Below are 25,789 nucleotides of genomic sequence, written 5' to 3'. Positions count from 1 at the left end.
CGTCCGTTTTTGTGGGCTGTTATGTGGACAGCTCGGAAATCGCTCGATCGAGATACCGAAGTGTTTCGTGTGCCTGGTAGAACCTGGAGAAACAGTACAACCCGACGAGCATACTTGTAAGCGTCACGAGCACCGTAATCGGTATGAACACACACGCGAGGACAACCGAAACGATACCGAGCACTCCCCAGAGTGCTCGTTTTTTCCGAAACGAAGAGTGAATTTCGTTAAGGATCTCAATTCGTTCTTTCTTCGTGATTGCTCGATCTTGTGGTATGCCGTATTTTTCCCCCAATCGGTCCCTTGGCTGCTGGTTTTTCCCTCCACCGGCTACGCGCTCGGCCATGGAACGCCGCATGAAGAAGATACCGACGAGTAGTGGCAGGAAACTCTCGATGAAGCCAAGCCGAAGATACACGAGAATGGTGATCGAAAATGAGCCGACAGCGAGCGATCCCCAGAGCAGTTCAAAATTACGTCCATCCGATTTTGCGTGAGACATACACACATACACACACCGAACACCAAATTAGTGTTTTGATCGGACAAATGAAATATTCGAACCAATGCCATCGGGACGGTGTCAATAATGGGATCACGGGCTGAACGAACCGATCATTCCACGGACTTCGATACTCGACGGCAATGTCGTAACGCATCTTTCGAACCGCTCAATAGGTGAACCGAATCGACCCCCGCAACCAAGAAATCGATATCCCAATTTAGACGGGTTTCCCGCTCTGATTCGCTGATTGCGAGCGTTCCGACGGAGATGTCGGCGTTTCTCGCTGACTGAACGATTCGATCGACCGCATCCGTAAACGTCGAATCGTTCACGGTACCGAACGCACCGAGCGAGGCCGAAAGATCTGCAGGGCCGATAAACAGACCGTCGATTCCATCGACTGCGGCGATAGCATCGACATTTCGGAGACCGCGCTCCGTTTCTATCTGAACATATCGGCTAACGTCCTCTCCCGCCGTTTCGACGTACGCATCCAGGTCTAAACTGTAGTTTGCTGCTCGATGGATTCCGATCCCTCGCCGACCGTTCGGTGGGAAGCGAGTCGCCTCGACGATCGATTCGGCTTCCGAAGCAGTTTCGACCATCGGAACCATGATTCCCGCCGGATCGAGATCGAGAGTTCGTTTCAGTTCAGTGGGATCGCTGCTCGGTACCCGAACCAACGATTCGGTCGACGATGTCGTGTTCTCTACCGCACGCAGAACGTTTTCGAGTGTTTCGAGCGAAATCGGGGTATGCTCGCGGTCGATCACGATGAATTCGTAGTCGAGTAGCGCCATCATTTCGGCGACTTCGGGATGGCCAATAGCCAACCAACTCCCGATAATCGGTTCGTCATTGCTCTGTGCGTTTTTTAATACGTTCTCCATGAATCAAACTAGACGCGGTAGTAAATATCGATGCCGATTATATTCTGTTCGAGTACTGTGAGTAAAAGCGTCTTCGTCGTAATTCACGCCCTACCCTTTGCCATTCATGGACGGAGCATCGGTGCGAGAAGTCAAAATACGGACAGAAGCAAAATCACGACGGTGAACGGACTAACGATGAAGAGAAAGCGAACCACCGGAGATGGCAAGCGCTCGACTGGTGTCACCTTTCTTCGCGGGGGGCCCGTTGAACACTGTTGTCCCGCTGTCTCTGCCCTGAAGATACCCAGTCCATTCATTTTCAGGGATCTTCGTGTATTGGTGTAGCTATGTCTTTCTCCCTTCATATCGATCTAATATCGACAATTAATATTTAATTATTGCTATATCTGGACTACATACTGAATCCGCCGTGCCGAGGTATTTTACCATTTCACACCCTACCAGTCGATGGAATGGAATACCGAAAGTTAGGCTCGACAGGAACGAAGGTTTCCGAACTGTGTTTCGGTACGTGGCGATTCGGGAAGCAAACCGGCGGCGTCCTCGAAACGGATCGTGAGGAAGCACACGACCTGCTCGATGCGGCATGGGAACATGGAATAAATTTCATCGACAGCGCCAACGTCTATGGAAATCCGAACGGAACGAGCGAAGAATACATCGGCGAGTGGCTTTCGGATCATGACCGTGAGGACTTCGTCCTGACCTCGAAAGTTTACTTCCCGTTCGACGAAGGGAATCCAAACGGGTCTGGACTTTCACGGACTCACATTCGAAACCAGATTCGAGGAACCTTAGACAGACTGGGAACCGATTACCTCGATCTCTACTACATTCACCGCTGGGACGAGGAGACGCCGATCGAGGAGACGCTCGATACACTGAACGGGCTCGTCGAGGAAGGCAAAGTGAACTACCTCGGCGCATCGTCGATGGCCGCATGGCAACTCACGAAAGCGCTCTGGAAGTCGGACACACATCAGTGGGAACGATTCGACGTTACACAACCCCTTCACCACGCTGGCTACTACGAGGACGTGAAGGACTACCTCGACGTGTGTGCCGATCAAAACCTCGCTGTCTGCCCATATTCGCCGCTTGCAGGTGGATTCCTGACCGGAAAATACGAGCGAGCGGATCCCGACGACCCGCAGGCTGTGAAAGGTCCCGACGGTGCCCGTGGGAACTTCGACGACGTCTTCGGCGATTACTATGCATCGGAGCGAGGATGGAAGGTTCTCGATGCGATACGCGACGTAGCCGACGAGATGGATGCGACACCCGCTCAAGTGTCGCTTCGATGGCTGATGGATCACGACGATTTCACGTGCGTTCCGATCATCGGCGCGCGAACTACTGAGCAATTGGACGAGAACGTCGGTGCGTGCGACGTCGATTTGTCCGAAGAACAGTGGAATCGAATCATGGACGCTCGATATCGTGAGGACGATACCCTCTGGGGACACTGACTCTCCGCCCGAGCGGACCGGTCGACCGCTTTTCGACGGATCATACTGAAACCTCCGAATAGGACTCGAGAACACTGATAGCGTCCGGTAACAGTGTACTTCGCAAAATCAGGGGACCGGTTGAATCGGGTGCGTATATCGAACGCACTCCGATGTCTAGGGGTCTATTCCGTACTGACGTCGTGTTCGAGGGTTCCGATACCTTCGATCTCGACTTCGACCCGATCTCCGTCGGAGAGTGGACCGACACCTGCGGGCGTTCCCGTGATGATAACGTCACCCGGTTCGAGTGTGAGGTACGCCGTGATTTCCTCGATGATCTCCGGAACCGAGAATATGAACTCCGAGCGGGAAGACCGTTGCTTGATTTCTCCATTTAGTCGGAGTTCGACCGTCGCATCGTCCGGTACCGCCTCCGGTGGGGCAACGACCGGTCCGATGGGTGCGGATCCATCGAACGCTTTCCCTCGAATCCAGTTCTGTTCGACCATCTGGTCGTCGCGGTTCGAGATATCGTTGACACACGTGTACCCTTCGATGACTGCTTCGGCGTTCTCAGCAGCCACGTTTCGACACTGCTGTCCGATAACAACGCCGAGTTCGGCCTCATACTCGACTCGTTCTTTGCTAGCAGGGAGCGTAATCGTATCACCGTGTCCGGCCACTGAGTTTGGCGGTTTCAAAAACAACAATGGACGGTTTGGGATTTCCATTCCCGACTCTTCCGCGTGGTCTGCATAGTTGAGTCCGACACAGACGATCTTCGTTGGATCAGTCGGTGGGAGGATGTCTATCTCAGTAGAATCGTAAGTGTCATCGGCAAAGGTGATGCCATCGTCTGTCCACAGACCGTCACGAATATAGCCTGCAGGGTCACGAAATCGTACGTGCGACATGTATTTAGTATTCTAACCAGCGCTAAAAACTGTTACCGTTGCGGCAGGGTCGCGCACCACTCTGCCTTGCGAACACCGGCGGTCAAGGGGAAGCGCGGGACGTTTTGTCGTCACCACGAGGTTATTCTGACGTCCTTGAGTGGCGTTTCGAGTGGCAGATCGACGTGGCTACCGGTATAATGAGAGAGATAGAAGCTGACGATGATTTCGAGGGATCGAGTCGCCTCGACCCCTGGAGAACGGTTTTCCGCGACACCGTTCAACAGGTCGACGATGTGGCTGGCGGCGTTCGGAAACGCCTGTTGATAATCGACATCCCATGACCAGGCACCCGACACCCCTGGAACTGGTTCTTCGATGTGGACACCGTCTTCGAGCGTCCAGTATCGCCATTCACCGTCGTCGTTGTTGAGATACAGTTTTCCATCGGTGCCGATGAATTGGAGACACATCGAAGAGATATCACGGGCGACGGTACAATCGATAGTAGCAAACGTGCCATCATTGAGGAGAACGTGCCCACCACCGCCGGAGTCAGTTACTTCCTGTGTTCCGCCGAGTGCATCGACGGCGTCGTTCTCCTCGTTGATATAACCACTAACCCGCGTGGCTTTGGCGTCGAGCAGGTACACCAACAGGTCGAGCAGATGTGTCGAGTTACGCATCAACTCCCGCCGGAAATCGGCAGATATCGACTTCGGCTCACCGATGATACCGTCGGCAACTGCACGTCGAAGCTGTCGTACTTTCTCAGTGAACCGAAACGAGTGATTGACGACAAGTTCAGTATCCGTATCGGCACAAACATTACTCATCTCTTCTGCCTCGCCGACGCTTGCTGCGATCGGTTTTTCACACCAAATGACAGCGGGATTGGACGCCGAACGCGCAGTCGATACCACGTGCTCACGATGGAGGTACGACGGAGTACAAACGGAAACGACGTCCAATTTTTCTGATTCGAGCATTGTTTCGTGACCCACGTAACGACGCTCCTCCGGAATCTCCCACGCGTCGCCGAATCGCTCGAGTTTCGATTCGTCTACATCCGCAATGGCAACGAGTTCGATTCCCTCAGTCTCCTCATAGCCACCCGCGTGACTTGCTTTGAACTTCTTTCGCCCGATATCCGCTTCGTCGTGCATTCCGAGGATTCCCAGCCCAGCAATTCCACCGGTTCCGATAATTCCGGCCCTGTAAACCATATGCTTAGACGTCTCTCCATGTACTTGATTAATTCGGTGGTTTGATCATCTGAATTCAGAGATTCGGGAGCAAGTATCATCACCGGATGCTATCCCACCGATGGATATAGTGTGTACTTCGGTTGTCCGTTTCATCCCCATGGTAAAATTTTCAAAAATCTAATAGATTAGAAAAAACTAATATGATTTCGACGAATTCATACACGTAGTCACGGGATGAGTACACCCTCATCCAGTGATGGGATAAAAATGAACGACGATAGAACTGACGTCCTCGTCCTACGCAGCGATACACACGGATTGCCGGCGGCCGAGTACGCCGCCATTCTCGATGACCAGCTCCCGAACCGATGTGTTCGATTCGCCAAAACACCATCACAAGAGCGTGAATTCATACGGGATGCAAAAGTCGTATCCAGCGTGCGTATCGACGAGACCTTGTTAGGAAATGCAGAAAACCTTCAACTATTCGCGGGTGTCGCGGCAGGGTATAATCACCTTCCCCTCGAAACCCTTGCCGATATGGACGTCGTCGTGACGAACGCGTCCGGAATCCATGCGCCAAATATCGCGGAGCAAGTTCTTGGGTATATGCTGACCTTTTCGCGCAGACTCAAGACCGGATGGGAGCGTCAACAACGCCACGAGTGGCGCCATTTTCAGGCGGAGGAGCTGAAGGGGAGCACCGTAACCATCGTTGGTCTCGGTGCCATTGGCACTGCCGTCGTCGAGCGGCTCTCCGGATTCGAAGTCGATACGATCGGCGTCCGATATACGCCTGAAAAAGGAGGGATAACGGACGAAGTCATCGGATACGAACCCGAAGCATTTCACGATGCCCTCTCACAAACCGACTATCTGGTTATCGCGGCACCCCTCTCCGAGACGACTACTGGATTGATTGCCGAGAACGAATTCCGGACACTTCCCCCGAATGCGAAGGTGATCAATGTCGGCCGAGGAAAGATAATCGACACCGACGCACTCGTCTCTGCTATTCAACGAAACCGAATCGATGGGGCTGCGCTCGATGTCACGGATCCGGAACCGCTTCCACAGGATCACCCACTTTGGCGATTCGAAAACGTAGTTATCACCCCTCATAATGCTGGTCATAGCCCGAACCATTGGAATCGATTAGCCGATATCGTCACACAGAACGTTACCCGACTTATGGACGATGGTGATATCGACCAGCTAAAGAACGTCGTTCAGTCGTAAACGGCACCAATGTAGCGTCTGCGATACGCTGAACGGAGTTCGAGACACCATTTGACCCAACACGAAGTATTATTACATCCGTTACGAAATGCATAATTATGTCGGACTTGCGTATTACCGACGTAGAGACGTATATAGTCGCTAATCCATGGAAACCCTGGGTGTTCGTCCACGTGGACACGAATATGGGGGTGCAGGGTCTCGCCGAGGCGACGACGCATAGCAAACCGGAGACAGTTGCGGCCGCCATCGAGGAGATGAGTGATTTCTTCATCGGAGAAGATCCATTCGAAACCGAGCGTCTGTGGTTGGAAATGTACCGCGACGAGTGGTTCTCGAAGAACGTCGTCAACACGACGGTCATCTCAGCCATCGACATGGCGTGTTGGGACATCAAGGGCAAAATGCTCGACCGACCAGTGTATGAACTGATCGGAGGAAACGTCCATGGTGACAATATTCGCGCGTATGCCAACGGATGGTATACCGAAACGACCGACGATCCCGCAACGTGGCAAAAAGCGGCAAAGCAGGTCGTTGACGATGGATACGACGCGATGAAGTTCGATCCGTTCGGGAAATCGTGGCAACGAATGGATCGCGAGAAATTCAATCACTCGGTCGATATCGTTCGTGCGGTGCGAGAAGCCGTGGGTCCCGATGTCGATCTTCTCATCGAGGGGCACGGTCGATTTACCGCCGGACAAGCGCTCGAAGTCGCGAATGCGCTCTCCGAGTTTCATCCAACGTGGTTCGAGGAGCCTTGCCCACCGGACTCGATCAACAGTCTCGGAAAAGTCGCGGACAAATCGCCGATCCCCATCGCAACCGGTGAGCGACTGGTATCGAAGTACGAGTTCCGCGATCTTCTGGCGAACACCGATGTCGATATCATCCAACCCGACATCATGAACACCGGTGGAATAACCGAAGCGAAGAAGATCGCCGCACAAGCAGAGGCCGAACACGTCAGCTTCGCTCCGCACAACCCACAGGGTCCGGTCGCGACAGCGATCTCAGCGCACGTGGACGCTGCTGTGCCGAACTTCATGATTCAGGAAATCTTCCAAACGTACGACGTAGAGTGGGTCAATGACCTCCTCGTTGATCCGATCGTCGTTGAGGATGGGTATATTGAGATTCCACAGCGTCCCGGTCTCGGGGTCGAACTTGACATGGATGTCGTTGAAGAACACGCATACTCCGATGGGAAAGACGAGGTACACACGATCAACCTCTTCGAGAAAGACTGGGAAACCCGTTCGTTGGTCGACTGAGCGACTGTCACCGACTCAATCGTTTTTGAAACACGGTCTGTGTAATCATTCGACTCGGAATGGTCACCACTAGGTCTGGCTCCAACCCTGCTCGATAGGCCATTGTCGATTGCTCAGCTGGTTGTTGGGGAGATATCGATATCATCGACGAGGCTTTCGAGGTGTTCGGTGAACAGAGCAGCTTCGACACCGATCGTGAGATACTGGACGCCAGCATCGATCCACTTGTTCGCGATTTGGGTATTGTCCGCAAACGCACCTACGACTGTATCCGTTTCAGCAGCACTTTCACAGACGCGCTGCATGAGTTCTTCGACACGTTCGTGGGTCACCTCTCCGGGGATACCAAGGGACTGGGAAAGGTCATACGGACCAAGAAATACGACGTCGATGCCTTCGACGTCAAGAATCTCTTGGATGTTTTCGACTCCACGTTCCCCTTCGACCTGTATGACTAGAAGCCGCCCTTCGTTTTGCTCCTCCGTGTAGGCCTCGCTTCCGGTATACTCCCCGGCACGAACGTACTGCGAGAGTCCCCGACTTCCGAGCGGATCGAAACGGGCAGCTTCGACAGCCGCTTCAGCGTCCGATTGAGTTTCGATCTGTGGAACCTGTACGCCTGCCGCGCCTAAGTCGAGCGCCCGTTGGATTTCAGCTTCCCGGTTCTCACGAACGCGAACGATCGGCGCGAGATCTTTATTTTGTGCGGACGAAGTCAGGTTGAGCGTGGTTTCAGCGGTCAATGGGCCGTGTTCTTGATCATAGATTACGAAATCCATGCCCGCAACGCCGATCATCTCCGAAACCATTGCCGAGTCTAGTAACTGAAACGTACCGACGGCCGTTTCGCCATCGAGCAGTCTATTTCGAAACGATTTTTCAGACATACACACACATATTTGTCCATATGCTATAAATATTTTCTTAATGTCGTATTTTTGCAAAGAATGTGGACAAAGATGGCCACGTGTGTCGGGGCTGGACTACGCGTCGGTTCGCTGTTCATCACGAACAGTCGGTTTATACGGTAACAGTACCGTTGACGAGCCGACCGATATCGTCGATGTCGATCGTTACTCGGTCGCCCTCAGTGAGGGTGAACGACTCCGGGGGTACGAGTGCCGTTCCGGTGAGGAGGACAAGCGTTTCGGGAAGGACGTTGTGTCGATCCAGATAGGATACGAGTTCATCACACGTGGTCGCCATTTGGTTCGTCGAAGTCGATTCCTCGTACACGATCTCGTCGTCACGTTCGATGGTCAACGACATTTCGAGATCGTGTGGATCCTCGATCGACTCCTCCGAAACGACACAGGGACCGATCGAACAACAGCGGTCGTACACTTTTGCCTGTGGGAGATACAGTGGATTTTCACCTTCGATGTCCCGGCTGGATACATCGTTGCCGATGGTGTACCCGACGGGTTTGCCTCGATGGAGGACGATTCCGAGTTCCGGTTCTGGAACGTCCCAATCTGAATCACCACGCACACCAATATCCTCCGATGGACCGACCGTCCGCGACGGTGTCGCCTTGAGGAATATTTCGGGGCGTTCGTTTTCATAAACGTCGATATACACTTCGGGCTTTCCACTCTCCGCCTTGCGTGCTTCTTCGCTGATTTGATACGTAACACCGGCTGCCCAGACTTCGTCGGCGATGACCGGTCGAAGGAGGTCTTCAGTAGCCGTATCGAGATCGAACCGATCAGCGTCGTCGAGACGTTTGCGTGCGACGGTATCGATCGACTCGTCGCTCGCGTTTGCCGCTCGCGCGAGCGCTTTGAACGAGCCCAAGTCAGGAGATGCAGACGTCAGATTGAATGCTGTTCCGTCCTCATCTTCGACGATCAGGGTTTCCGTCGCTGAACGCTCTCCACCGGGGAGTCGGAAATAACGCATGACACAATAGTTTGTGGATGTCGTTAAAAATGTATCGCCCCCATTAAATTAGTAAAATTTCGATAAAACATACAATAATTAACTAATCAAGGAAGGTCTCACCTTCGATCATGTGTTGCTCGACAGCGTCAAGATCGAGAGTCCGGCCGAGACCAAATTTTTCACGTTTGGTGGAGTGGTGTCCATCTTTCTATGTACCGTAAGAGTCGTATGGGTGTACTGAGAATCACACGTACGATGTCGGAAACAAACCAAAACTACGTGAATGGTGAGTGGGTCGATTCGGAGACCGGCGAGGTTCTCGAAGTCGAAAACCCCGCAAATCCTGATGATGTAGTTGCTACCTATCAGGGTTCCAGTACGGAGGATGCAACCGCTGCCGTCGAAGCCGCCGCTGCTGCGGCAGATGACTGGGCAACGACGCCTGGCCCAGAGCGTGGTCGAATTCTCCGCGAAGCCGGAAGTCTACTCGCCGATCGCAAAGAAGAACTGACCGATCGCCTCATTGCCGAGGAGGGCAAGGTATATGCCGAAGCGAACGGCGAGGTACAGCGTGCAATCGATATCTTCCATTACTTCTCCGGGAAGGCTGCCGACCTGGGCGGAACGGTGAAAGGGCCAAGCGCCACCAATCAAAACCTCTACACCATCGAAGAACCCGTCGGCGTCGCTTCCCTCATTACGCCGTGGAATTACCCGATCGCCATTCCGGCGTGGAAACTCGCGCCGGCTCTCGCCGCTGGTAATGCGGTCGTTCTCAAACCGGCGTCGGCTGCACCCGGTGTCGCTATCGAAATCGCACGGGCACTCGACGAAGCCGGGCTCCCAGACGGAGTGCTGAATGTCGTTACGGGTTCGGGGAGCACCGTCGGCAGCGAGTTCATCGGTCACGATGCGGTAGACGCGATTTCGTTCACCGGCAGTAGCGAAGTTGGTCAGATGGTATACGAACAAGCGACCGATGCCGGGAAACGTGTCCAGACAGAACTCGGTGGGAAGAACCCGACAGTGGTCACGGATTCGGCTAACGCGGCGGAAGCAGCCGATATCGTTGCAAATGGTGGGTTCGGAACGACCGGCCAGTCGTGTACGGCTTGCTCCCGCGCGATCGTTCACGAGGATATTTACGATGAGTTTGTCGCCGAGCTCGTCGATCGGGCAGAATCGATTGACGTTGGCCCTGGCTCAGATCACGAGATGGGTCCTCAGATCAGTGCTGACGAACTCGATTCAACGCTCGACTACATCAATATCGCTGAAAACGAGGGTGCAACACTCGCGACAGGTGGTGGCGTTCCCGAAGGTTCGGAAGTCGAGTCGGGATACTTCGTCGAACCGACCGTGTTTATCGATGTGGACTCTGACATGCGCATCGCACAGGAGGAGGTCTTCGGACCCGTCATCGCGGTCATCAAAGTCAGCGACTTCGATGAGGGTGTCACGGTGGCAAACGACGTTCCATACGGGCTTTCAGCGAGCGTCGTTACGAATGATCACACAGAAGCTAATCGCTTCATCGACGAGGTGGAAGCCGGTGTCGTGAAGGTCAACGACAAGACGACTGGTTTGGAACTTCACGTCCCGTTCGGTGGGTTCAAGCGCTCTTCCAGTGAGACATGGCGCGAACAGGGTGACGCAGGACTGAACTTCTACACGATCGAGAAAACCGTGTACGACAGTTACTGACCCAAAGCGAGCGACTCTAAAACCGTATCTTGACGGCTTTTGCTTTCCGATACCCACGGCTAGTAATCCGTTTTTGACGTTCTACAATATCACCATCTAATGTATTGGTGGCAATTGTTCCATTACCGGTGCGATTCCGAATCCATGTACTCTGTTCTGTATTACAGAACCTTTTCATCACGAATCTCGATTTATTTACAATAATCACAATGTCGCAGATCTACCTTCGATTCCGTATCAGTACTTCACCGGTCGTTTCGAACCGGTACGGCCGTGAATTTCAGGGAGTAGTAGTAATGGTGTCCGTACAGAAGGCAAATTTGATGACGTTACGAACAACTTACTACCGCGGTGAGATTGAAAGACGGGTACGATACAGAACATCTGAATTGCGGATAGTACACTGGGTTAAATATAGTTGATGTCCCTTCCAATCGATTCTGGGGTGGCTGAATGTTCATACTACATGTGACCTTACAAAGCCATATTAATTCTTAGCACTTTGCGTTCTCTGTTTCAGAACAATCTGTCTATCATTATTGAAAGCTTACTGTACATTCTTGTGTGTGTTAGCTATTGGAAAGTTGCTCCGACGTAGCAGTGAACCTCCTTTGTCTGTATCGCGAGAGAAGTGACCGTCCTTCGAGACGCTGGGCAGTCACTTCCGAAGGAATAGCTACAGTAAATCTATAGATTAGTATCAATGTCGGGGAATCCTAACCGCTGATTCGATACGATGGGTTCATCTATATTCGTTCAGCAATCGAATTACAAAACTAGTGTCGTAATGGTAGCTTATAGTGATCCGGTATCCGAGGAGCGTTCGACCATATTTAGATTCACCTCGATGACGTTCGCAGTCCGTGTCACCAACTCCGGAATATGCTCGTGGAATTGGTCACCGCTTAGACGTGTTTCCGGAGCTGATACGCTCAACGCACCGAGAACGGATCCGTTCCGGTCATGAATCGGAGCCCCGACGGCACGAAGCCCCTCGACTTCCTCCCCATCGTTAACAGCATATCCTTGTTCCCGGATCTTCGCAAGGGATTCGAATAACGATTCACGATCGGTGAGCGTCGAATCGGTCATCTCAGGAAGTCCATATCGGTCGATGATCCACTCTACTCTCTCTTCCGGGAGAAACGCGAGAATAGCTTTTCCCGTTGCCATCGAGTGAAGATAGTTCGCACGTTGCTTTTTTGCAATCTGATAGTCGGTTCCGACGGCATGTTCACCGCGGATTTTGCAGAGGTTGATTCCGAGGCCATGTTGTTCTGTCGTCAGATGTGCGTACTCCCCCGTCTCGTCTGCCAATTTCTCGATCTCTGGCTTACCGATGCGGAAGAGAGAACTCTGGTTTCGAACGTGTTCTCCTAAAAGGAGGAATTGAAGACTGAGCCGATAGTCGTTGCCGTCCTTTACAACGTATTTTCGCTCCTTCAGCGTGTAGAGATGTTTATACACTGTACTCTTGGAGATGTCGAGATGATTCGCCAACTCTGTCACACCTGCACCGCCGATTGCCTCGAGCGCATCGATTACATCGAAGGTCGTCGTTACGGTTTGAAGGCTTTGGGTCGACCCCTCATTCTCGTGAGAATTGGTCATACTCATAACCGATACACGCTAGAAACATAGTGGTTTCCATATCGTGGAATTCGTTGAATTTGGAATACACTACGTTGAGGCGTCTACCGAACGATTACATTCGAACTGAATCGTCGAATTGTAAGGATTGCGTTGAATATCGGCTCAAGTCACTGTTTTATTCACATACCGATCGTTTCCCAAACATGGAATTTCTAAACCGTGGTGGAATGGAGATTTCAAGCCGAGAGACACAGATATACGGGGAAATTCGTACTACAGACGTTTCCGAGATGGATAACCAGGAAGAGCCCCTACCAACGGTGTTACTGATGACTCAGTTGCAAAAGAAGTCCCAACGTGCGGAGCTATTCGTCTGCGAGGGTGTACAGCGAGCCAGCGAGCACTTCGGTACACTCAGCACATTCCTCCCAATCGGTCCACTCGAGTGGATTGTGGGAGATACCGTCTTCAGAGGGTGAAAACAGTAGTCCGACGTCGGTAAACGGCGCTAATCGCATCGTATCGTGCGCTGCTCCCGAATGAAGGTCGGTAGCGGAAATCCCGGCCTCCGTTGCGGTTTCATGAACTGCCTGACGACACCGTTCGCTCATGTCTCTCGGTTTTCGATGTCGAGGGAGGGAAAACGACGTTTCGACGTCTCGTTCCTCTTCGACTTTATCCAAACTTCTCTGGACGTGGTCAACGAGTTCCATCATCGATTCGTGGGAAATATCCCTGATATCGACGGTGAAGTCAACTCGTCCGGGAACGACATTCGGTGCATTCGGCGACACGTCGAGCGACCCAACCGTCGCGACGGCCGTTGGTGCGTCTTTCTTGTTGAGTTGAATTGCCGCGGTTTCTATCTCGTTAACAACCGAACTCGCTGCGGCAAGTGCGTCGGTTCGTTCGGACATCAACGTCGTGCCCGCGTGATTCGCCTCGCCGGTGATACTAACGGCACAACGCGCGATACCTGTAATCGCAGTTACAACGCCGACCGAGGTGTCCTCGGCTTCAAGCCGTGTGTCCTGCTCAATATGAAGTTCGAGCCACGAGTCCCACTCTTCCGGCCGAATTCGACCCTCGCCGAGAAATCCGATTGAGTCGAGCGCGGTTTTGAGCGTCGTTCCCTGTTCGTCAGTCAGTGCGTGTGCATCTCCGATGGAAAGTGATTCCGCCGCGATGGCCGATCCCAATGCACCGATGCCAAAGCGTTGCCCTTCTTCTTCGGTGAAACAGACCACTTCGATCGGACGGCGGACGGGGAGATTTGCATCCTGCATCGCCCGAACCGCTTCGAGACCCGCATAAACGCCGAGAGGGCCATCGAAAATACCCCCTTCCGGAACGGAATCAAGATGGCTTCCCGTGGCGACGGCTTTGGAATCGGGGTCGGCGGTTTCTGGAACCCACCGCCCAACGATATTTCCGACTGCATCGATTCGGATATCCATTTCCGCCTCACGAAGACGTCGGACGAAATATTCGCGAGCACGTTTGTCCGCATCAGTTCCCGTCACGACTGTTCGTGCGTATCCATCATCGACATCGACTGAACCGAACCGTGCGTTCGTCTCCAAATCACACTGGAGGCGTTCTGCATCGATCTGCATAGTCCGAGCGACAAAGGGTGTGTATTTGTGTCTTTCCCATATCGACTCTATAAGTCAGATTCTAGAATTGAACAAACAGGCGTAATATCACCATGGATTGAACAAATGTTTGCTATTGTTGGGTGGGTTACTTATTATCGTAGGGAAAGAAAAGTATAAATAGTGGTGGTAGAAACTTTGATTCTACGCAATGCTACGGTCATACATAGCAGGTATTGTCGCTGCATACATCATCGGGATGTTAGGCATCGGCTTATACTTCCACAAGAAAGGGATGAAAGACCTCGAAGACTTCTTCCTCGCGGGGAAGGGCGCACCATGGTATCTCGTCGCGCTGTCGTTCTTCGCAACCGCGATCGGGGCGGGCGGTACTATCGGACTGTCGGCCTCAACGTATGATGGACAAAGTATCACGGCGTTCTGGAGCTTTGGAATCTCGCTCGCGAGTTTCTTCGTCGTGGCGGCGCTCCTCGGGCATAAACTCCCGAAGACATCGAATATTACAATTCCGGCGATGCTGGAGGATCGTTACGACGGAAAGACGCGGTTCATCGCGTTACCGTTCTATATTCTCCGATTCGTGAGTACACTCGGAGCCCAGTGGTTGGCGGCAGGAACCATCATTAGCTTCCTCCTCGGTGACATCATCACCATTGAGCAGGCAGCAATCCTCGGTGCGCTCGTTATCACCGCCTATACCATCCTCGGTGGGATGGCCGCTGTCATGTGGACCGATTTCGTCCAAGGAGTCATTCTCTTCATCGGGCTGTGGCTGCTGGCGATACTCGGCATGTTCGAGTTCGGCGGGGTTTCGGCGATGACCTCCGAAGTGACCCAGCGCGCACCACAGGCATTCGACCTGTTCGCGATGAAGTGGACGCTCATCGCAGGGTACGTCGTGACGCTCGTTCCGAGCATGCTCGTCCGACAGGGATATCTCCAGCGTGTGATGTCAGCACGCAGCCCTCGAGATGGCTTCATTGGGACGACGCTCAACGGCATTATCGGCTTCGCCTACATTCCGGTTCCACTGATCGTCGGTGCGATGGGAATCGTGATGTACCCCTCGATCGCTGACTCTCAGCTTTTGATGCCGACGATGGCTGTCGATATCCTGCCAACGTGGCTCGCGGGAGTTCTCCTTGCGGCACTCGCGGCTGCAGTCATGAGCAGTGGCGACAGCTTCCTCCTCTCGGGTGCATCGAATTTCGTTGAGGACATCTATCTTCGGTATATGAACCCGGACGCCGATAACGAAAAGCAGCAACAAGCGTCGCGGGTTGCCGTCCTCGGGCTGATGGTGCTCTCGCTCGCGCTTGCACTTGTCGTCCCCGGAATCATCGACCTCATCGTCTTCGGTGCGGTTGCACTGACTGGTGGCGTTCTCGTGCCGTGGCTCGCCGCATTCTACTGGCCGCGTGGGACGTCCGACGCCGCCTTCTGGAGCATTGCCCTCGGTGCTGGTCTCACGGTCGCGTGGTGGTGGGCGGGATGGTTTTCGGACACCGCCGAGTTCATGGGATTGCACCCAATCTTCGTCGGGCTCCCGCTTTCGATCTTCCTGTTCTTCGGGATTTCTCTCGTCCAGGAACCAGAGTACGACAAAGTGCTGGCAGCCGCGGAGAAACACAATCTCGATGGTCTCAAACAGAAAACTCGACAGGCGATGAACGAACGACCGTCGAACGACGGTCTTATCTCTGATTCGGACTAATGACCGACTACGACGAACACATTCACTCACGAGGAAACGAATGGTAGAACACGACGACTCGGTGTGGAACGGGACGGCATCGCTCATAGAGATTCGGCGAGATTTACACGCGCATCCGGAAGCTGGATGGAAAGAGTTCCGAACGACCGCACTCGTCGCAACGGAACTCGGTCGACTGGGTTTCACCCTCCACCTCGGCGACGAGGCGGTCGCAGTGGACGAACGACTCGGCGTTCCGGACGAGCATGAGATCGTTGCAGCACGCGACCGTGCGTGCGATGAGGGTGCCCCCGAAGAGCTGTTGGAGCGAATGGGAGACGTCACCGGACTCGTCGCAGAGCGTGTCTACGGCGACGGAACCGGGCCAGTGGTCGGCGTCCGCGTCGATATGGACGCGCTCGAACGAGTGGAAGCGCGTGACGAGTCGCATGCTCCAATGCGTGATGGATACGTCAGCAGCCATCCGGAGGAGATGCACGCCTGCGGGCACGATGGTCACACAGCCATCGGTATCGGCCTTGCACGCGAACTAGATGAGTCTGATTTCAATGGGACGCTAAAGCTGTTCTTCCAGCCTGCGGAGGAAGGTGGCCGTGGCGCGATTCCCATGAGCAAGAGTGGTCACGTGGATGACATCGACTATTTCGCCGCATTACATCTTGGTCTCGGCAACGAAACCGGGAAGCTCATTGCAGGTTACGACCGTCCTCTGTGCAACTGCAAATTCCTCGTTCAGTTTACCGGCCAGTCCGCACACGCTGGCAATGCACCACAAGCAGGCGCAAATGCGCTGCAAGCAGCAACAACAGCAATACAAAATCTCTATGCCATCCCTCGACACAGTGACGGTGCGTCACGAGTGAACGTCGGGAGGGTTTCGTCTCCAAACGGACAGAACGTCATTTCCGACCATGCCGAGATGATGATCGAAGTTCGCGGTGAGACGGCCGCGATTAACGAGTACATGATGCAGAAATCCAAACGAATCGTAACTCACTCCGCAGAAATGCACGAAGTGAGCTTCGATATCGAGACATACGGAAAGACGACGACGTTCGAATCCGACGAAGAGATGATGACCGCGGTATTCGATTCTGCGGGTACGGTCGACACTGTGACGAACGTCTCGAAACGTGAGCGATTCGGAGCAAGCGAAGATGCATCATATCTCATCCAACGAGTGCAAAAACAGGGTGGGAAAGCGACGTACATTGGAATCGGTAGCGATCACCCCGATGGACACCACACTCCACATTTCGATATCGACGAAACGTCAATTCGAATCGCCGTCGATGTCCTGCTAGAGACGATTACCGCTCTTTGACATCCTCCCCGCGCTTTAGCGCGAGGATTCCTCCGTTGGGGGTTCAGCTACCGACCCACAGAGGCAACTTGCGGGTTCGTGCGCACTTCTTTGGGACTTTCGTGAGGGTGTGGTTTCCCCGACCACTCGTGGTCGTCCCACTCGAATCGCACGGGCCGTGCCATCGGCCTAAGTTCGCAATCGCTGTTTTCCCGAAGGAACGTCTCTGACGCCGTGAGGTCGGCGTGCCCCTCGAACCCACACGGACACGTCAGCGTATCCTCGTGGCGAACCGTCGCGTCGTGGTCGCCACACTCGGGACACGTCTGACTCGTCCACGCTTCGGACTCGGCTTCGAGGGAGATACCGTACACCTCACAGACGCACGCGAGACGGTGGATGAGCTTTTTGAACGCCCAGAAGTTGTGTATCTTCTCGTTCACCCTGACCGACCAATGTGACTCAATCACGTCGGTCAAATCGCCCACGTACACCGTCGCCATACCCTCGTTATACAGCCGTTCAACGAGGTCGCGTACAAGCGCGTTCTGTGCGTGGTCATGGCGTTTCGTCCGCTGTCGGTACAGCCGTCGAATCCGATTGGAACTGTAGCGCCCCTCTCGGAGTTTCGACTGTAGGCGGGCGATTTCGTCGGTCGTTTCGCGTAATCGTCCGAACAACTCCCGACCGTCGTAGAGGCACTGGGAACCAGTGGTCGTGGAACACGCGACGAGATTGTTCGCGCCAACGTCTACGAACCTTCTTGTTTACTAGGGTTCGAACGTTCGGATACAGGTCAGGCCGGTAAATCTGAACCCATCTTTAAACAGCGAGGGAATCCCGGCCTTTAGGCCGGGCGGGAATCGCGTAAACTCCACTACACAACCGCCTCAACCAGCTGGCCAACTCCCCTACTTTTATAATAGTTAGGGCTGTATATGGAATCGTGATTCGACGTACCGTCGTTGTCAAGTTAGCCGTTCCCGACGAGCGGCGCGACGACCTCCGCAAAACCACCGAGCGGTTCCGTCAAGCCGCTCAAATGGTCGCGGACCGCGCTTTCGAGCGCAACGACGACGGATATGTCATTACGTCGAAAACGAAACTCCACCAACTCACGTATCAGCAGGTCCGCGAAGCCACCGACGGGTTGAACGCCGACCTCGTCTGTGCCGCCCGGAACTACGCGGCGGACTCGGTGAAGGGCGTCACATCGGCATGGCAGAACGGGAAATACGCCACGCAACCCACGTTCACGGCGAACACCGTGGTCTACAACAAGAACGCGGTGACGTACCGCGACGACCACTGTACGCTTGCGGCGGTCAACGGGCGCGTGAAAGCCGAATACGTCCTTCCCTCGAAAGGCGAGAACCCACAAACGACATACCTGCGAAACGACGAGTGGGAGCTTCGGGAATCGACACTTCACTACCGCGATGGCGACTACTACCTTCACGTCGGCGTAGCCAAAGACGACGAGCCGCAGGAAGCTGGGGGCGGGACGGTCCTCGGCGTAGACCTCGGCGTGAAAACGGTAGCCGCAACATCGACGGGCAGTATGTGGTCCGGCGGATACCTCAACCACCGACGCCGCGAATACGAGAAGGTTCGTGGCTCACTGCAACAGGCTGGGACAGAATCGGCTCACCGAACTATCGATGGGATAGGCGACCGGGAAAGTCGATGGGCGGAAGATTACCTACACCGCCTATCGAAAACCCTCGTCCAAGAGGCGATAACGCACGACTGTTCTACAATCGCCTTCGAGGACCTAACCGATATTCGGAACCGTATGCCGGGCGCGAAAGCGTTCCACACATGGGCATTCAGACGGCTCTGCGAGTATGTCGAGTACAAAGCCAAAGAGTTCGGTATCTCGACCAAACAGGTAGACCCGGCGTATTCGTCCCGACGTTGTTCGAAGTGCGGTCACACCCAACGCGGGAACCGCCCGAAACAGGAGCGGTTCTGTTGTCGAAAGTGTGGATACGAGGTTCACGCAGACTACAACGCGGCGAAGAATATCGGAATCAAGCATGTCCACGCAGGGCAAAAGTCTCCGCGTGGACGGGCCAACCGTCAACTGGCCCTAAAGTCGGGAACGTTGAACGTGAGTGACGAGTATACGTCCGCCGAAGTTTCGGCTTGAACGGGAGTTCACCGACAAGCCCCGGCGTTAACGCCGGGGTAGTTGACATCTTGCACGGGGAGAACGTCGGTCTCATAATTGTTCGGTAATGCTTTGCTCGAACGCTCTGATTTTCTCATCAAGCTGAGAAACGATGACTTTCTCACGCTTGGCGGTTCGAATATACGTTGGCCCGCAAACATTTAACGAGCCACGGACACGGCCGAGTTGATCTTTCACGACTTTACTGACTGCCCAGAGTCCTTCGATTGCTTCCTCGTCATTAATCGCGTACCCCCGTTCTCGTACACGTTCCAGATCCGCGAAAAGTTCATCTCGTGTTGTAACGGTCTGCTCGGTTTCATCGGGAAGTCCCCATTGGTCGAGAATCTCTTCAACTCGCGTCTCAGGGTATTCCGCGAGGATTGCTTTCCCGGATGCCGTGTTGTGCATATGGAAGAGACGGCCGTCAACGAGAAACGATGGTGTATCGGAGTAGCTCGTAGCATCGTAGAGTGCAACGGTTCGTCCGTTTTCCTCAACGGTAAAGTCGACCTCTAACTCCGTTTCATCGGCTAAATCAGTAACGATCCGCTTAGCAATATCGTACACCTCGTTTTGCTTCCGAGCGTAATCGCCCAGATGATGTAGCTTCAACCCGACACGATAGATGTTGTTTTCTCGGACGACGTACCCGTAGTGTGCGAGCGTTTGAAGATGAGTGTGAATTGTACTCCGTGCGAGGTCAGTTTTGTCTGCGAGCTCACCTAACGTTGCCCCATCGTACTCGACGAGTAACTCTACAAGTTGAAGAGATATTTCGGTCGTCTGGAGTCCATTTTCCGTCCGCCGTGGCATCATATGAAGTTAGCTTTCTCCTATGACTACTTATGTTTACGTCAATATCACTCACGATTCAACCCACGGAAAAAAGAGAAGTTGGTAACGAAATTTGAATATATATCCGAAATCAAAATAGCAGAATAAAAAATAACAAACTAGTAGTGCCTATAAAAGTAATATACAATAGAAAATGGCGGATTAAGGTTAAATAACCCTCTCTAATTAATGGCTGTAAACGAATTCTGTGAAATATATTCATTTGGACGGTTCTTTTGAGTAACCCAATAAACGACCCCACTAATACATTCGCGAGAGCAAAATAGATTCTATATTTCATCACCCAGTAAAGTGAGCGATTTCACGGAAACGTAGTATAGATAAGTGGATATAATATTCTACAGACCATTACCATCGCTACCTCGTCGCTGAATGGCTGAAACTGCGGTTATATATGGGGCCCATACGTAGTATTATATGATATAGATATATTATGCTATCTAAGCTACTGGAACAGTATCGAGAAGCCACCTCATCTGATCCTTAACATTACAATACTATTATTGTAATGAAAATTCGCTAATAGAGTCTCTGACTTATCAAAAATACACCAACCTAAAACAAATACATTCGGCTCTCCGGAACGTTTATGAACACGTCGCTGTGATGATCATTATGTGATCCCCATGTTAGGAGGTATATCCGAAGCGGTTCACGTCAGTCGCGGAGGACTGGTTGTCGTGGAGTCGCGTGTTTGATGAATAATCGAGTTGAGAACTTGTCCATCCAACTATTATAACAAAACCGGAATAGAATCGGGTGATGGCAACGACGAAATGACGGATAACGGTATCTCCTATCAGTCGTCTTCAGTTCCGACAGCGGCCTTGGTAGAGCCGGTTTGTTTTTCGGAGCGTGGCTTTCCGAAGAGGGTCGATTCCTCTCCGAGAAGCACATTTCCGCCATCCTCACGGAAGGCCTTTGTGAGTCCAATGACGGCAATAAGACAGACTATCGCGAACGGACCACCAGTGATGATCGCGGCGGATTGGAGTGCATCCACGCCACCGATGACCATCAGAATCGACGCAACAGCACCCTGCAAGACACCCCAGAAAATCCGATTGATCGACGAGGGTTCTTCCGTCCCGCCAGTCGTCATGATGGAGACTGCAAGTGTCGACGAATCGGCTGACGTCACGAAGAAGGTGGTCACCAGCACCAGGAAACCGAACAGGAGGACGGTTCCGATTGGAAGACCCATGAACTCGATCGCACCGAAGAGGACATACCCTGAGACTGCTTCACCGTAGTTGTTGACTGGGCCGAGAATGTTGGCAGCGCCGTTGTGTTGGAAAATCGTTGCCGTCCCACCCACGATAGCGAACCAGGGAATCGTCGCAAGCGACGTTGCCACGATACCAGTGAACGCGACTTCACGGACACTCCGACCGCGGGAAATGCGTGCGATAAACAGACCCGCGAACGGTGACCACGCGAGTGGCCACAACCAGTAGAAGACAGTCCAGGCGTTCGACCATGACCCACCATTGGTGTAGTCCATGTAGAGGCTCATCTCGAAGAAGTCGCCGAAGAGGCCACCTATCGCCTGCGTACTGAGTTCGAGCACGCGGAACGTCGGTCCGAACACGAGAGTCGCCACCATGAGTCCGCCGAACAGAAGCATGTTGAAGTTCGAGAGACGACGAATCCCCTTATCGACTCCGAGCACGAGTGAGATGGTAAACAACGCCGTCATCCCGGTGATAACTGTAATCGTACCAGCGTCACCGAGCTGGATTCCCCACTGAAATTCGAGTCCGGTAAGGAACTGGCTCCCGATGAATCCCAACGATGTCGCAACCCCGCCTAACGTTGCGAATACAGCGAGGATATCGATGATCTTTCCGGCCAGATTGTCGACGTTGTTCGCCCCTACAAACGGTGTCAGCACGGCTGACACACGGAGCGGTGCACCGTGAGCATGGACGAAGTATCCGATGCCGAGACCCATGACGGTGAAACAAGACCATTGGATAATTGCCCAGTGGAAGATCGAATACTGCACCGCGATCGGAATTGCCGCTTGGGACTTGGATGCAACGTCATACAGCGGTGGCACGCTCGAATAATGGAGCAGTGCCTCCGAAGGGCCCCAGAAAACGATGCCCGCGGCGAGTCCCGCCGAATAGATCATCGTGAAGTACGAGAAGTAACTGAACTCGGGCACCTCATCACCGAGTTTGATCCGTCCCCATGGACCGAGAATGAGGAAAGCTAGGAAGCCAACGAATCCCAGCATTACCAGCAGGAACGCCCAGTTGAAATGTCCAAGAACGAAATCTGTCGCAGTCGAGACGAGGCTCCCCGCCGTCTTTGGGTTCAACGCGAAGACGACGACGAAAAGCAAGGTAATACCCGCACCGAATGCGAACACGATTGGTTCAATCTCGTCGATGAACTCTTCGACCGGGCTTTGTTGGTTTGATCGACTCATGTGTTTGCTCCATCATACGTGTAGTTACGCTCAATGCGACTCCGTTCACTGTGATGTCCTGACGACTTGATGTGACTACCGTGTGCACCGCAACAGCTCCCAGACACACATCGAGCCCGACTACAGTCGCCGGTGTATTGCGATCTCATGTTTCGTACGTCCACCATGCATGGCACTGTGTAACCAGGGCCATGACACAATCAATCCATCACGAATCATCTGGATAAATGTTACGGTTACTGAAGTCAGTGTATACAATTCTTGTTTATTTTATATCGTTTGGTCGTGAATGACTACGCCTTCGGTGGCGTAATTATCCGAGATGGTTCTTCGCGGTGAGTATTAACGGAGATTGTGAAATGATCCAAACGGTCAATCTGTACCGACGGTCATAACGCTTAATTGATTTAGTACACAAAAACTGTGTATGGGAGATGAGAAAGATGGTGAAGGAAACGATGAACGAATGGCCTTCTCAGCCGACCGAGGACGGGGAATTCTAACGCCGAGTGACCGTGAGTTCCTCCTCGGGCGAAAGACCGACTACACGGAACACTCCAAAAAACAAAAGCGGAATCGGATCCGTCGACGCCTTTGCAATGCGATTCTCGACTTCAGTATCTTCTTCGAGTATCTCGAAGATCGTGACCGCAAGAACGTGTTCAACCCCGAATCCGAAGCCAGCGACGATTACACCCAAGGAATCATCGATATGCTCGGCTTTCTCCACCTTGGAACGATGGGCTACCATGTCCCGTTCAAAGATATGCTCGCACAGGGGGTCAATCGATCCGAACAAAAACTCGCTGGTTCGGATTATCGGATGGTAACGGTCGACTTCAACGTTGACCCCGTCGGTCAGATCAACATCGACGAGGTCACCGAAAATCTAGAAGATGGGAACTTCGACGAGATTACTGACGAAGATCTTCGCGCATTTGTCCGACTTCTGACCGAATCGGAGGACTTTTCCGCGACGTCGATGCGCACGGAGATGAAAGAACAGATGTCCGAGTTCCTTACGAATGTAAATGAAGCGGCCGAACAGCGAAACCGACGAGCCGAAGAACTGGACGACTAGTTCACGATTTTTCTCGACTCCATTTTCAAAAAAGACCATGCAAGCGATGGTGAACCGATTCTTTGATCAGTGCCACTGCTGCATGGGCGATTCCAACAGCGGGTGCGTCAACCGAGATAGGCGATCGCGTCCATTTCAACACGGACATCGTCGGGCAGACGTGAAACCTCCACACAGACACGGGCAGGCGGCGCTTCAGCAAATTGCTCGCCGTAGGCCTCGTTAACACGGTCGTAGTCATCTAAATCCGTCAGATAGACGGTTATCTTGACGACGTCGTCGAGGGACCCGCCCGCTTCTTCTACCGTGGCTGCGATGTTGGTGAGCACCTGTTTGGTCTCAGCTTGCACGTCGCCCTCGACGTCCTCTCCCGTTTCGGGATCGACTGGACCGTAGCCAGAAATATAGAGCGTATCGCCGGCGCGGACGCCCTGCGAATACGGATTGTCATTTCGCGGTGCTTCGTCCGTAACGATTGGTTGTGAGGTCATTGTGAGAATGAATCGTCGTTAGACGTTCTGTTTTGCGGCGGTGGTTGTTTCGATTGCTTCGGTAATGATGTCGAGCGCCGTCTCGGCAAGGTCTTTAGTGAGCACGAGCGGCGGAAGCAGTCGGAGGATGTTACCGTACCGTCCCGCCTTCCACACGAGGACACCATGCTCGAAGCAGTAGTCTTGGATCGCATCGGCCATCTCTCCGTCGGGGTTCCCATCGGCATCGACGAACTCTGCACCGATGAACAGTCCCTTACCGCGAACCTGTCCTAGATGCGGATTCCCTTCGGCGGCTTCTTTCAGCCGGGTTTGGATGTATTCGCCGAGTTCACGAGCGTGTGCGAGCAAGTCGTGTTCCTGAATATACTCGATGGCACGGGTTCCTGCACGCATTCCGACGACGTGACCGCGATAGGTTCCGGCGTGGTCACCGGAGCCCCACGTATCGAGGGATTCGTCGTATATCGTCGCCGAGAGCGGGAAGCCGACGCCGCCGAGAGCTTTCGCGGAGGTCATGATGTCGGGCGTGACATCGTACCACTCGCTCGCCCACCACTGGCCAGACCGGCCGAGTCCGCTTTGAATCTCGTCGAAGATGAGCGGTATGTCGTTGTCGGTGGCGAGATCGCGCACACCCTTCAGGAATCCTTCCGGTGGTGTAATGACGCCGCCTTCTCCCTGAATGGGTTCGACGATGATGCCTGCTGGGTTTGCGAGTCCACCGTAGGGGTCTTCGAGAGTCGCTTGCAGTTCTTCGAGAGCGTGGTCGACCGCCTCTTGTGGGTCTTTGTCCTGTCCGAACGGATACGGATACGGTGAGTGAACAACGTCCGGGAGGAGCGGCGTGTAGCTCTCCTTGAACTTCTTGTTTGACGTGACGCTCATTGCACCACTCGTCGCACCGTGGTATGCGCCACGGAAGGCAATGAGACCGTCGCCGCCGGTGTTGTACTTCCCGAGCTTGATCGATGCCTCAACGGCGTCGCTGCCGGTGGGGCCGCCGAAGACGACTTTGTTGTTCCCCTGCAGTGAGCCCGGTGCGATCTCGTCGAGTTTCTCGATGAGTTCTAATCGAGCTTCCGTCGGGAAATCCACTGTGTGGACGAGTTTGTCCGTCTGCTCGTGAACGGCATCAAGTACGTAGGGGTTTCCGTGGCCGACGTTGAACACGCCGATCCCGGCGAACATATCGATGAAGGTGTTGCCGTCTACGTCACGAACCGTCGCTCCTTTTCCCTCATCGAATGCTATCGGGATGTCCTCGGGGTAGGCGACGGCACTGCTGTCGATGGCTTGTTGCTTTTCAATAAGTGCGCGCGACTTTGGGCCAGGGACTGAGTCAACTGACGGTGCGTCATCGAAATGAATCTCATCGATTGATGGTTCTGCTGCCATATGTGTGCCATTGTACAACAGTCATAAATAACTTGTCCACAGAAATCATCCAGGCCATACACAGATACTGA

20 protein-coding genes and 1 pseudogene are annotated in these 25,789 nt (G+C 53.4%); 8 read left to right on the top strand and 13 right to left on the bottom strand.

Translation table 11 applies throughout. From position 1 onward, the window contains the following. Nucleotides 1-19: 19 nt before the first annotated feature. Both ACN2TU_RS14625 and ACN2TU_RS14620 read right to left on the bottom strand, forming a co-directional pair. The gene (locus tag ACN2TU_RS14625) at nt 20-502 is read right to left on the bottom strand and encodes a hypothetical protein (protein WP_435156363.1); all 483 of its coding nucleotides are present in this window, start codon (nt 500-502) and stop codon (nt 20-22) included. A gap of 113 nt (nt 503-615) precedes the next feature. Continuing rightward, entirely contained in the window at nt 616-1,395 is a 780-nt protein-coding gene (locus tag ACN2TU_RS14620) for an HpcH/HpaI aldolase family protein (RefSeq protein ID WP_435156361.1), read from the bottom strand. Nucleotides 1,396-1,850: 455 nt separating this feature from the next. On the opposite strand from ACN2TU_RS14620, the gene ACN2TU_RS14615 reads away from it, so the two are divergent. Beyond that, nucleotides 1,851-2,867: an aldo/keto reductase gene (locus tag ACN2TU_RS14615; RefSeq protein ID WP_435156360.1), complete on the top strand. Its 1,017-nt coding sequence runs from the start codon at nt 1,851-1,853 to the stop codon at nt 2,865-2,867. A gap of 164 nt (nt 2,868-3,031) precedes the next feature. Here ACN2TU_RS14615 and ACN2TU_RS14610 read toward each other — a convergent pair whose 3' ends face one another. Both ACN2TU_RS14610 and ACN2TU_RS14605 read right to left on the bottom strand, forming a co-directional pair. Further along, nucleotides 3,032-3,763, bottom strand: a complete 732-nt coding sequence (locus ACN2TU_RS14610) for a fumarylacetoacetate hydrolase family protein (RefSeq protein WP_435156358.1) — start codon at nt 3,761-3,763, stop codon at nt 3,032-3,034. Nucleotides 3,764-3,873: 110 nt separating this feature from the next. Further along, a complete protein-coding gene (locus tag ACN2TU_RS14605) occupies nt 3,874-4,968 on the bottom strand; it encodes a Gfo/Idh/MocA family protein (RefSeq protein ID WP_435156357.1) in 1,095 nt (364 codons plus the stop codon). A gap of 249 nt (nt 4,969-5,217) precedes the next feature. Here ACN2TU_RS14605 and ACN2TU_RS14600 point away from each other — a divergent pair, with 249 nt between their 5' ends. Both ACN2TU_RS14600 and dgoD read left to right on the top strand, forming a co-directional pair. After that, complete coding sequence (locus ACN2TU_RS14600) at nt 5,218-6,189, top strand: D-2-hydroxyacid dehydrogenase (RefSeq protein ID WP_435156356.1); 972 nt, start codon at nt 5,218-5,220, stop codon at nt 6,187-6,189. Between the two features lie 98 nt (nt 6,190-6,287). Next, nucleotides 6,288-7,466: a galactonate dehydratase gene (dgoD, locus tag ACN2TU_RS14595; protein ID WP_435156354.1), complete on the top strand. Its 1,179-nt coding sequence runs from the start codon at nt 6,288-6,290 to the stop codon at nt 7,464-7,466. 113 nt (nt 7,467-7,579) lie between these two features. Here the strand turns inward: dgoD and ACN2TU_RS14590 are convergent, their stop codons facing one another. Together ACN2TU_RS14590 and ACN2TU_RS14585 are read right to left on the bottom strand one after the other, a co-directional pair. Further along, the gene (locus ACN2TU_RS14590) at nt 7,580-8,353 is read right to left on the bottom strand and encodes an HpcH/HpaI aldolase family protein (protein ID WP_435156353.1); all 774 of its coding nucleotides are present in this window, start codon (nt 8,351-8,353) and stop codon (nt 7,580-7,582) included. A gap of 133 nt (nt 8,354-8,486) precedes the next feature. Next, nucleotides 8,487-9,368: a fumarylacetoacetate hydrolase family protein gene (locus ACN2TU_RS14585; RefSeq protein WP_435156352.1), complete on the bottom strand. Its 882-nt coding sequence runs from the start codon at nt 9,366-9,368 to the stop codon at nt 8,487-8,489. A gap of 237 nt (nt 9,369-9,605) precedes the next feature. Between ACN2TU_RS14585 and xacF the strand changes: the two genes are divergently transcribed. After that, complete coding sequence (gene xacF / locus ACN2TU_RS14580; protein ID WP_435156351.1) at nt 9,606-11,054, top strand: 2,5-dioxovalerate dehydrogenase; 1,449 nt, start codon at nt 9,606-9,608, stop codon at nt 11,052-11,054. Between the two features lie 795 nt (nt 11,055-11,849). Here xacF and ACN2TU_RS14575 read toward each other — a convergent pair. Further along, nucleotides 11,850-12,665, bottom strand: a complete 816-nt coding sequence (locus ACN2TU_RS14575) for an IclR family transcriptional regulator (RefSeq protein WP_435156349.1) — start codon at nt 12,663-12,665, stop codon at nt 11,850-11,852. Nucleotides 12,666-13,012: 347 nt separating this feature from the next. After that, the gene (locus tag ACN2TU_RS14570) at nt 13,013-14,263 is read right to left on the bottom strand and encodes a Zn-dependent hydrolase (protein WP_435156348.1); all 1,251 of its coding nucleotides are present in this window, start codon (nt 14,261-14,263) and stop codon (nt 13,013-13,015) included. Between the two features lie 190 nt (nt 14,264-14,453). Between ACN2TU_RS14570 and ACN2TU_RS14565 the strand changes: the two genes are divergently transcribed. Together ACN2TU_RS14565 and ACN2TU_RS14560 are read left to right on the top strand one after the other, a co-directional pair. Then, the gene (locus ACN2TU_RS14565; protein ID WP_435156346.1) at nt 14,454-15,977 is read left to right on the top strand and encodes a sodium:solute symporter family protein; all 1,524 of its coding nucleotides are present in this window, start codon (nt 14,454-14,456) and stop codon (nt 15,975-15,977) included. 40 nt (nt 15,978-16,017) lie between these two features. Beyond that, nucleotides 16,018-17,301: an amidohydrolase gene (locus ACN2TU_RS14560; RefSeq protein ID WP_435156344.1), complete on the top strand. Its 1,284-nt coding sequence runs from the start codon at nt 16,018-16,020 to the stop codon at nt 17,299-17,301. A 47-nt stretch (nt 17,302-17,348) separates the two neighbouring features. On the opposite strand, the pseudogene ACN2TU_RS14555 reads toward ACN2TU_RS14560, so the two are convergent. Then, nucleotides 17,349-18,035 (bottom strand): annotated as a pseudogene (locus ACN2TU_RS14555) (RNA-guided endonuclease InsQ/TnpB family protein); the annotation flags it as partial. A 191-nt stretch (nt 18,036-18,226) separates the two neighbouring features. Here ACN2TU_RS14555 and ACN2TU_RS14550 point away from each other — a divergent pair. After that, nucleotides 18,227-19,432 (top strand): RNA-guided endonuclease InsQ/TnpB family protein, encoded by a 1,206-nt coding sequence (locus ACN2TU_RS14550; RefSeq protein ID WP_435156342.1) that lies wholly within the window; start codon nt 18,227-18,229, stop codon nt 19,430-19,432. Between the two features lie 72 nt (nt 19,433-19,504). Here ACN2TU_RS14550 and ACN2TU_RS14545 read toward each other — a convergent pair whose 3' ends face one another. Further along, the gene (locus ACN2TU_RS14545) at nt 19,505-20,272 is read right to left on the bottom strand and encodes an IclR family transcriptional regulator (RefSeq protein WP_435156340.1); all 768 of its coding nucleotides are present in this window, start codon (nt 20,270-20,272) and stop codon (nt 19,505-19,507) included. 838 nt (nt 20,273-21,110) lie between these two features. Next, nucleotides 21,111-22,748, bottom strand: a complete 1,638-nt coding sequence (locus ACN2TU_RS14540; protein WP_435156339.1) for a BCCT family transporter — start codon at nt 22,746-22,748, stop codon at nt 21,111-21,113. A 427-nt stretch (nt 22,749-23,175) separates the two neighbouring features. Between ACN2TU_RS14540 and ACN2TU_RS14535 the strand changes: the two genes are divergently transcribed. Further along, the gene (locus ACN2TU_RS14535; RefSeq protein WP_435156338.1) at nt 23,176-23,829 is read left to right on the top strand and encodes a DUF8102 family protein; all 654 of its coding nucleotides are present in this window, start codon (nt 23,176-23,178) and stop codon (nt 23,827-23,829) included. 107 nt (nt 23,830-23,936) lie between these two features. Here ACN2TU_RS14535 and ACN2TU_RS14530 read toward each other — a convergent pair whose 3' ends face one another. Together ACN2TU_RS14530 and ACN2TU_RS14525 are read right to left on the bottom strand one after the other, a co-directional pair. Then, complete coding sequence (locus ACN2TU_RS14530; protein WP_435156336.1) at nt 23,937-24,320, bottom strand: Rid family detoxifying hydrolase; 384 nt, start codon at nt 24,318-24,320, stop codon at nt 23,937-23,939. An 18-nt stretch (nt 24,321-24,338) separates the two neighbouring features. Then, the gene (locus ACN2TU_RS14525) at nt 24,339-25,718 is read right to left on the bottom strand and encodes an aspartate aminotransferase family protein (RefSeq protein ID WP_435156334.1); all 1,380 of its coding nucleotides are present in this window, start codon (nt 25,716-25,718) and stop codon (nt 24,339-24,341) included. Nucleotides 25,719-25,789: the final 71 nt, after the last annotated feature.

Source organism: Haladaptatus marinus, from assembly GCF_051194195.1.
The sequence above is the reverse complement of the archived record's forward strand: the minus strand, read 5'-3'. Positions and strand labels throughout refer to the sequence as shown.